Annotated in this window: 2 protein-coding genes; one reads left to right on the top strand and one right to left on the bottom strand. The window is 27.0% G+C overall.

The window, feature by feature from the left end; all coding sequences use genetic code 11:
- The coding region (locus EZH24_RS10425) for a zinc metallopeptidase (protein WP_137999063.1) at positions 1-462 on the top strand (462 nt) is incomplete at its 5' end.
- 62 nt (positions 463-524) lie between these two features.
- On the opposite strand, the gene EZH24_RS10420 is transcribed toward EZH24_RS10425, so the two are convergent.
- Complete coding sequence (locus tag EZH24_RS10420) at positions 525-2,168, bottom strand: motility associated factor glycosyltransferase family protein (RefSeq protein ID WP_137999062.1); 1,644 nt, start codon at positions 2,166-2,168, stop codon at positions 525-527.
- Positions 2,169-2,344: the final 176 nt, after the last annotated feature.

Here is a 2,344-nt window from a genome sequence, read left to right as displayed (position 1 = left end):
AGACTGTCCAGCGGAGTTTATAACGGAACGGATGTGGCGGCTTTGGGAATAGCGGCTCATGAAGTTGGACATGCAATACAACATGACAGAGGATATACGCCTTTAACTTTGCGAAACGGTTTTTATCCTTTATGCGCGCTCGGAGACCAATTCGGACCTTTCTTGGTTTTAATCGGAATAATGATTGGAGGAGCGGGCAGTTTTTCGCAAACGATTATGATGATTGGAATAATATTATTCGCATTTGCGGTTTTCTTTTCATTAATAACTTTACCCGTTGAATTTGACGCTTCGAACAGGGCGATAAAAATTTTAGACAAGGGCGGATTTTTGGATGCGGAAGAACTTGACGGAGCAAAAAAAGTATTGAAAGCTGCCGCTTTAACCTATGTCGCCGCCGCGGTTACTTCGGTTTTATCTCTTATTCGGCTAATCTTGCTTGCAAACAGAAGAAGAGATTAAATTAAATAATTATAGATTTTTAAAATTAAGAGGTTAATTTCTATTTAGCCTCTTTTTTATTTTTAAAATTTATTTAAAATTATTTTTATTTCGTTATGCCATTTAATTATATATTCTTTAAATTCTTCTTTTGAGATTTTATTTTCTTTTAATGCCGAAACATGATAAGGCGAAATCATATTTGCAAAATTTTCGTCAATTTCGTTATTTATATTTTCTATAAAAGACGCTAATTTTTTTATAAATAATTCTTCGTTTATAGTTTCTTCAATATAATTATTTATAGTTATGTTTTTATTCGTATCATTAGAAATGTTATTAAATATTTTTACATTTTCTATTTTTGCAGATTCTTTAGTCAAATTAAAAATTTCGGTTTCTTTTATAATTTCGTTTGCCAAAGTTTCAAAATGCGACTTATAACTTATAAGCGAAGCGGACGATTTTCTTAAAATATTATCGTAGCATTCTATATTTTGATTATCGTTTAATCTTTTATATTTCAAATTTTCAGAAGTTTTTAATTTACCGCTAATTAAAAAATCTAAAGCTACGGCGTTGGAATATATAGAATGGCTTTTATCGTTCAAATGACAAAAATCGCAACCTGCAAGAATTATATATTTTGGATTAAGAAAATTTGCAATTCTCAAGGCGGGCATTATGACGCTTCCTTCCATTGGAAAATAAATATTATTTGCATTATCGCTTGGATAAATAATTTTCTCAAAACTTTCATTATGCGAAAAATAAAATATTCGACTTTTATCAATATTTGTAAGAGGGAAAGGATAAGTCGTGTGAGTGGTAAATATCGGAATATCGTTTTTTATAGAATCGATTATATGAATCGAAGAATAAAATCCTCCGTCAGTGGAAACTATCGCGTCAGCTTTTATATCGTTTTTTATTAAAGTATTGAAAGCATGCGACAGAGCCAAAATAAAATGAGTTTTTGAAAGTTCTTTTATTTTTTCAATATAATTATCAATCGAAGCTCCCGCTGATATTAAAAGCAGAGGAATTTTTTTATTTAAAATATTTTTGTAAGTTTTAATAGAATAGCCTTTATTTAATCTCAAATTATAAATTATATTTCTTGCCCAAATCGGCGCGAAATAATAATTTGAAGTAAGCGACATTAATTTTTCTTTTATATTATTTATCAAAACGGCGTGAATATTGTCGTAATAATTTTTATTTTCCGCGTTTATATTTGCGGCTCTTATATGCCTTATATAAATTATTTTTTTAATATCTTCTTCTGCTATATAAAAATTGAAAAAAGAAATTATATCTTCGATTTTTTCGTCTAATAATATAATTACTCTTTTTAGATTTTTTGATTCTATATTTTCAAAAACGAGTTTTACGATTTCAATATCTTTTTCTATTATTATCGCCTCGCTCTTTTCGTTTAAAGATAAAAAATAATCTATATGATAAAAAGAAGCAATCGACAAAAATATTCCAATATGGCTCGAACTTTCTTTTACATTTTGATTTATTAATCTTTTCGCTTCTTCGATTGGAGCGTAAGCGGAAGTTAAAGGTTTATCATTATAAATAACGGTTATCAGATTATCTTTAGTTAATTTTATTTTGTATGAATCGTTTTTTATTTGATAATTTTTAAGTTTTTGGATTGCTCTTAAATTGTATTTATTTTTACTTAATTCTTCTATATTTTTAATGTAATTATTCATTGTTTTATTATATATTTTTTAAAAAAATTTTACTATTTTTAACGAATTGATTTTAAGAATAAAAAAAGACACCGCATTAAATACGATGCCTTTTTACATTTCTTATCTATTCTTATCAATATAAATTAATCTTTATTTAATCCAATGGTATGCTTTAAAGTTTAAAGTTAATTTAA

Source organism: Brachyspira catarrhinii (assembly GCF_005518285.1).
Taxonomy (GTDB): domain Bacteria; phylum Spirochaetota; class Brachyspiria; order Brachyspirales; family Brachyspiraceae; genus Brachyspira; species Brachyspira catarrhinii.
This window is presented reverse-complemented; position numbering and strand designations above follow the sequence as displayed.

Bases quoted from the DNA above. Each gene is read 5' to 3' on its own strand.
- EZH24_RS10420 (WP_137999062.1), bottom strand. From the start codon at position 2,168: ATGAATAATTACATTAAAAATATAGAAGAATTAAGTAAAAATAAATAC.